3 protein-coding genes are annotated in these 7,179 nt (G+C 70.7%); 1 reads left to right on the forward strand and 2 read right to left on the reverse strand.

The features are described 5' to 3' along the window. The first annotated feature begins 19 nt into the window (after positions 1-19). Positions 20-3,274: a penicillin acylase family protein gene (locus Van01_RS25235; protein WP_204012538.1), complete on the forward strand. Its 3,255-nt coding sequence runs from the start codon at positions 20-22 to the stop codon at positions 3,272-3,274. 54 nt (positions 3,275-3,328) lie between these two features. Here Van01_RS25235 and Van01_RS25240 read toward each other — a convergent pair whose 3' ends face one another. Together Van01_RS25240 and uvrA are read right to left on the reverse strand one after the other, a co-directional pair. Then, positions 3,329-3,805 (reverse strand): Rieske (2Fe-2S) protein, encoded by a 477-nt coding sequence (locus Van01_RS25240; protein WP_204012545.1) that lies wholly within the window; start codon positions 3,803-3,805, stop codon positions 3,329-3,331. Between the two features lie 191 nt (positions 3,806-3,996). Next, entirely contained in the window at positions 3,997-6,939 is a 2,943-nt protein-coding gene (uvrA, locus tag Van01_RS25245) for an excinuclease ABC subunit UvrA (protein WP_204012539.1), read from the reverse strand. Positions 6,940-7,179: the final 240 nt, after the last annotated feature.

Consider the following 7,179-nt stretch of genomic DNA (forward strand, 5'->3'; position numbering starts at 1 on the left):
CCGTCCACAGAGGATCGCCATGACCGGTCACCGCCCCCTCCGCCGGCTGCTCGCCGGTGCCACGACCGCCACCGCCGTCGCCGCCCTGCTCGTCGCGGCCCCGACCACGGCCACCGCCACCCCGACCGACAGCACCGTGACCGCCCTCGCGGCGAACGTCGCGAGCGCCTTCGCCGCCGACGACTACTGCCTCGGCGAATGCTCGGAGATCCTGCCGCCCGGCCAGAACGGCAACGCCACACTTGTCGAGATCCTGGGCAACCAGGCCCTCGGCACCCTGCCCCGACACTCCGCCGACCAGCTCGACAGGTACGCCGACCTCGTCTACGGCTACGCCGGGCTGCGCGAGGACCAGATCGGCACCTTCTTCAATGACGCCTCCTTCGGCGTCGCGCCCAGCCAGGTGGAGCGCGACTACTCGCCCCGCTCAGACGTGCGGATCGTGCGGGACCGGGCAACAGGCGTACCGCACATCACCGGTACCACCCGCGCCGGCACCATGTTCGGCGCCGGTTACGCCGGAGCAGAGGACCGGCTGTTCACCATGGACCTGCTGCGGCACGTCGGCCGGGGCACCCTGACCCCGTTCGCGGGCGGCGCGCCGGGCAACCGGGCGCTGGAGCAGAGCGTCTGGCGCACCTCCCCGTACACCGAGGCCGACCTGGCGGCGCAGGTCGCCGCGCTGCGGCAGAAGGGTGGCCGCGGTGAGCAGCTCCACGCCGACGTGCAGGAGTACATCGCCGGGGTCAACGCCTACATCCGCACCTGCATGGCCAACCGCAACTGCCCCGGGGAGTACGTGCTCACCGGGCACCTCGACGCGATCACCAACGCCGGCGGGCCCGAGCCGTTCGTCATGACCGACCTGGTCGCGATCGCCGGTGTCGTAGGTGGCCTGTTCGGCGGCGGGGGCGGCACCGAGATGCAGTCCGCGCTGGTCCGCATCGCCGCCCGGGCCAAGTTCGGCCCGGTGGAGGGTGACCGGGTGTGGAACGGCTTCCGGGGGCAGAACGACCCGGAGACCGTGCTGACCCTGCACGACGGGCAGAGCTTCCCGTACGGCGACGCCTCCGCCGACGCACCCGGCGTGGTGCTGCCGGACGCCGGCTCGGCCCGCGTCGAGCCGGTCCTCACTGACCCGACCGGCTCCGCCACCGCCGCCACGACCTCGAACCGCAGCTCCGAGCTGGCCGCCGCGCTGTCCGGGCTGACCATCGACCCGGCACACCGGGGCATGTCCAACGCGGCGGTGATTTCCGCCGAGCACTCCACAAGCGGGCACCCGGTGGCGGTCTTCGGGCCGCAGACCGGCTATTTCTCCCCGCAACTGCTGATGGTTCAGGAGTTGCAGGGTCCGGGCATCAGCGCCCGGGGTGCCGCCTTCGCCGGACTCAACCTCTACGTCCTGCTCGGCCGGGGCCAGGACTACGCCTGGAGCGCCACCTCCTCCGTGCACGACATCACCGACACGTACGCGGTGCCGCTCTGCGTCCCTGGCGGTGGCACACCGACCCAGGGCAGCAACCACTACCTGTTCCGTCGCCAGTGCCTGGCGATGGAGGAGCTGTCCCACGTCAACAGGTGGAGCCCGACCGTCGCCGACAGCACCGCAGCCGGGTCGTACAAGCTGGTCGCCTGGCGTACGAAGCTCGGCCTGGTGGCCTGGCGGGGCACCGTCGGCGGGGTGCCGCACGCCTTCACCCAACTGCGCTCCACCTACGGTCGGGAGGCCGACTCCGCCATTGGTTTCCAGATGTACAACGACCCGACCCAGATGGGCTCCGCCAGCGCGTTCCTCACCTCGGCGAACAACGTCGAGTACGCGTTCAACTGGTTCTACGTCAACTCCACCGAGTCGGCGTACTTCAACTCCGGGCTCAACCCGGTGCGGGCCGCCGGCACCAACCCGAGCCTGCCGATGAAGGCCGACCGGGCGTACGAGTGGCAGGACTTCGACCCGGACACCGGCACCGCCCGGTACGCACCGGCGTCGGCCCACCCGCAGTCGGTCAACCAGGACTACTACGTCAGCTGGAACAACAAGCAGGCCAAGGACTTCGGTGCCGCCGACGGGAACTTCAGCTTCGGTGCCGTGCACCGCGGGGACCTGCTGGACAAGCCGGTGAAGGCGGCCATCGCGGCGGGTCGGACGTTCGACCGGGCCACGTTGACCGAGCTGGTGCAGCGGGCCGGGCTGACCGACCTGCGCGGCGCCGAAGTGCTCGGCGAGCTGATCCGGGTGCTGGAGAGCCAGCCGGTGACCGACACCGCCCTGGCCGCCGAGATCGCCCGGTTGAAGGCGTGGCGGCAGGCCGGCGCGCTGCGGGTGGAGACAACCAAGGGCAGCAAGGTCTACCAGCACGCCGAGGCGATCCGGACCCTCGACGCCTGGTGGCCGCTGCTGGTGCGGGGCATGTTCCGCGATCCGCTCGGCGCGGAGCTGTACCAGTCCCTGGTCAACACCCTCCAGGTCAACGAGTCACCCTCCGGCCACCAGCAGGGCGACGTGTCGAACCTGCCGTCGTCGGCGAACAGCGCCCAGACGCACAAGGGCTCGGCGTTCCAGTACGGATGGTGGGGCTGGGTCGACAAGGACCTGCGGGCCGTGCTTGGTGACCCGGTCGCCGGAGGGCCGGGGCGTACCTTCTGCGGCAACGGGAACCTGGCCTCCTGCCGGCAGATCCTGCTCGACACGCTGCGCACGGCGGCTGCCACGCCGGCCGCGCAGACCTATCCGGGCGACTCGACCTGCGCCGCAGGTGACCAGTGGTGCGCCGACGCCATCATCCAGTCACCGCTGGGCGGCATCAAGCACGCCACGATCGCCTGGCAGAACCGCCCCACCTACCAGCAGGTGGTGTCGTTCCCCGCCCGACGTGGCGACGACCTGACGAACCTGGCGGCCGGTCGCCCGGCCACCGCCTCCAGCAGTCAACTGTTCCACGGCCCCGGCCGCGCCGTCGACGGTGACCCGGGCACCCGCTGGGCCAGTTCCTGGTCGGACAACCAGTGGCTGCGGGTGGACCTCGGATCCGTACGCCAGGTGGGTCGGGTGGCCCTGGCCTGGGAGGCGGCGTACGCCCGGTCCTACCGGGTGGAGGTCTCCACCGACGGTGCCGCGTGGCGGCAGGTCTGGTCGACAAGCGCCGGGGACGGCGGTACGGACGTGGTCACCTTCACCCCGCAGTCGGCCCGGTACGTGCGGATGTACGGGCTGACCCGGGGCACCTCCTACGGCTTCTCGCTCTGGGAGATGTCGGTCCACGCCCAGTGAGGCCACCGGGCGCGGCCGGGACGACCCCGTCCCGGCCGCGCCCGGCGGGTGGCCTCAGGCCAGCGCGATCTGGTCGCCGTCGACCTTGATGTTCTTGGCCGGCAGCGGGGTGGTGGCCGGGCCCGCCTTGACCGAGCCGTCCTCGATGGAGAACTTGCTGCCGTGGCAGGTGCAGTTGATGGTGCCGCCGTCGACGTTCGACACCGGGCAACCCTGATGGGTGCAGATCGGATCGAACCCCTTGAAGTCACCCGCGCTGGGCTGAGTGATCACCACGCCCTGGGCGGCGAAGACCGCGCCGCCGCCGACCGGGATGTCGGTGGTCCGCGCCAGTGACTGGGCCCCCGCACGGTCCCCGCCACCGGCGTCACCGGTGTCGGTGACCTGCGGTCCGGGGCTGGGCGCCGCGCCGTCGTCGCCCTCGCCGCCGCAGGCGGCCAGCACCACCGCCGCGCCGACCGCTCCCGCGCCGGTGAGCATCGCCCGGCGGGTACGCACTCCAGGCCCGACCGGCACCTGATCGTCGCTCATGTCAGCGCTGCGCTGCGGCTCGCTCATGCCTCGCCCTTCCGTCGGTCACTCCGGTGCATGATCTGTGGCTACTCTCCCTGCACGCACCACTCTGCCCGGCGGTTCACCCGATCGGCCACCCGAGCGCGCCGTCCGACCGCCGGACATCCGCCGACCGCCGCGTGCCGGTCGGCGGTCGACTTCCCGCCCCGTCAGCGCGCGCCAGCTGTGGTCTTCCGACCGCTGCGGGCCCGGCTACCGTTCGCCTTCGCCGCCCGCGTGGTCGCCGCCACGGCCCCCTTCGCCGCGCCGTCGAGCTTGAGGACGGTACGCAGGAACTGCCCGGTGTGACTCTCGGCGACCTCGGCGACCTCCTCCGGGCTGCCGGTGGCGAGCACCGTGCCGCCCCGGTGGCCGCCCTCGGGGCCCATGTCGATGAGCCAGTCGGCACTCTTGATCACGTCGAGGTTGTGCTCGATCGTGATCACCGTGTTGCCCTTGTCGACAAGGCCCTCCAGCACCAGCAGCAGCTTGCGGATGTCCTCGAAGTGCAGGCCGGTGGTCGGCTCGTCGAGGACGTAGACCGTCCGCCCGGTCGAGCGCTTCTGCAACTCGGAGGCGAGCTTGACCCGCTGCGCCTCGCCACCAGAGAGGGTCGGCGCGGGCTGACCCAGCCGTACGTAGCCCAGGCCGACGTCGACAAGCGTCTTGAGGTGGCGGTGGATGGCCGGGATGGCGGAGAAGAACTCGGCCGCCTCCTCGATCGGCATCTCCAGCACGTCGGAGACGGTCTTGCCCTTGTAGTGCACCTCCAGGGTCTCCCGGTTGTACCGGGCGCCCTTGCAGACCTCGCACGGGACGTACACGTCGGGCAGGAAGTTCATCTCGATCTTGATCGTGCCGTCGCCGGAACACGCCTCGCAACGACCACCCTTGACGTTGAACGAGAACCGTCCGGGGCCGTACCCGCGAACCTTGGCCTCGGTGGTCTCGGCGAACAGCTTGCGTACGTGGTCCCAGACGCCGGTGTAGGTGGCCGGGTTGGAGCGCGGGGTGCGGCCGATCGGCGACTGGTCGACGCCGACGACCTTGTCGACGTGCTCCAGGCCGGAGACCCGGGTGTGCCGGCCCGGCACCAGCCGCGCGCCGTTGATCTGGTTGGCCAGCACGGCGTAGAGGATGTCGTTGACAAGTGTCGACTTGCCCGAGCCGCTGACCCCGGTGACGGCGATCAACTGGCCGAGCGGGAAGGACACCGTCAGGTTGCGCAGGTTGTGCTCGCGGGCCCCGTGCACGACCAGCTCCCGCCCGGGGGTCTGCGGCCGGCGTCCGGTGGGTGTCGGGATCTCCCGCCGGCCGGACAGGTACGCCCCGGTCAGTGACTCCGGATTCTCCAGCAGCGCCGGCACCGAGCCGCTGTGCACGATCTGCCCGCCGTGCTCCCCCGCACCGGGGCCGATGTCCACGATCCAGTCGGCGGTGCGGATGGTGTCCTCGTCGTGCTCGACCACGATCAGCGTGTTGCCCAGGCCACGCAGCCGCACCAGCGTCTCGATCAGCCGGTGGTTGTCCCGCTGGTGCAGCCCGATCGACGGCTCGTCGAGCACGTAGAGCACCCCGACCAGCCCGGAGCCGATCTGGGTGGCGAGCCGGATCCGCTGCGCCTCACCGCCGGAGAGGGTGCCGGCCGGGCGGTCCAGGGAGAGATAGTCCAGCCCGACGTCGAGCAGGAAACGCAGCCGGGCGTTGATCTCCTTGAGCACCCGCTCGGCGATCAGCTTCTGCCTGTCGGTCAGCTCGATGCCGGCCAGCAGGTCGGCGCACTCGCCTACCGACAGGTTGCAGGCCTCGGCGATGCTGCGTCCGGCCAGGGTGACCGCGAGCACCTCGGGCTTGAGCCGGGCACCGCCGCAGGCCGCGCAGGGCACGTCGCGCATGTAGCCCTCGTACTTGTCCCGCGACCACTCACTCTCGGTGTCGGAGTGCCGGCGCTCGATCCACTGCACCACACCCTCGAAACCGGTGTAGTACGACCGCTCCCGGCCGTACTTGTTGCGGTACCGCACGTGCACCTGGTCGTCGGAGCCGTGCAGGATCGTCTTCTGCGCCCGCGACGGCAACGCCCGCCAGGGCGTGTCGACGTCGAAGTGCTCCGCCTCGCCGAGCGCCTCCAGCAGGCGCAGGAAATATTCCAGGTTGTGGCCGGTGGCCCAGGGCTGGATCGCCCCCTCCCGCAGCGAGCGCTCCGGATCCGGCACGACAAGCTCCGGGTCGACCTCCTTCTTGGTGCCGAGGCCGGTGCACTCCGGGCAGGCGCCGTAGGGCGCGTTGAAGGAGAAGACCCGGGGCTCCAGGTCCTCGATCGCCAGGGGGTGGTCGTTGGGGCAGGCGAGGTGCTCGGAGTAGCGACGCTCCCGGTCGGGGTGGTCCTCGGCCAGGTCGACGAAGTCGAGCAGCACCAGGCCGCCGGAGAGGCCGAGGGCCGCCTCGACCGAGTCGGTCAGCCGCTGCTTGGCGCTGGGCTTGACGCTGAGCCGGTCGATGACCACCTCGATCGTGTGCTTCTCCTGCTTCTTCAACTTCGGCGGGTCGGTGAGCTGGTGCACCACGCCGTCGACCCGGGCCCGGGCGTACCCCTTGGCCTGGAGTTCGGCGAAGAGGTCGACGTACTCGCCCTTGCGCCCCCGCACCACGGGTGCGAGCACCATGAAGCGCGTCCCCTCCGCCATGGCGAGGACCCGGTCGACGATCTGCTGCGGGCTCTGCTTGGAGATCCGCTCGCCGCAGACCGGACAGTGCGGTTCGCCGACCCGCGCGAAGAGCAGCCGCAGGTAGTCGTAGACCTCGGTGATCGTGCCCACGGTGGAGCGGGGGTTGCGCGAGGTGGACTTCTGGTCGATGGACACGGCCGGGCTCAGGCCCTCGATGAAGTCGACGTCCGGCTTGTCCATCTGGCCGAGGAACTGCCGGGCGTACGACGACAGCGACTCGACGTACCGACGCTGGCCCTCGGCGAAGATCGTGTCGAAGGCCAGGCTCGACTTGCCCGACCCGGACAGCCCGGTGAACACGATAAGGGCGTCCCGGGGCAGGTCGAGGCTGACGTCACGCAGGTTGTGCTCGCGTGCGCCACGGATGATCAAACGGTCGGCCACGGTCCGTGTACTCCCGGGTGAGAACGAAGAGGAAGATCTGTCCGCTTTTGTGGTGAGCCCAGCGGTTGTGCCAGCGCGGAGAGTGCGCCCCGGCAACTGTAGACCCGACCTCCGACAACTTCCCCCACCCGCGCATCCCACCCCCGCTCCCCACCCACCCCACCACCCCCCGACCGCCGCCGATCATGCAGTTGTGGCACGTCACGAAGCGGACAAACCATTGCGTACCAACCACCACAA

Source organism: Micromonospora andamanensis (assembly GCF_016863495.1).
Taxonomy (GTDB): Bacteria; Actinomycetota; Actinomycetes; order Mycobacteriales; family Micromonosporaceae; genus Micromonospora; species Micromonospora andamanensis.

Coding starts and splice junctions, on each gene's coding strand:
- Van01_RS25235 (WP_204012538.1), top strand. CDS start 20: ATGACCGGTCACCGCCCCCTCCGCCGGCTGCTCGCCGGTGCCACGACC.
- Van01_RS25240 (WP_204012545.1), bottom strand. CDS start 3,805: ATGAGCGACGATCAGGTGCCGGTCGGGCCTGGAGTGCGTACCCGCCGG.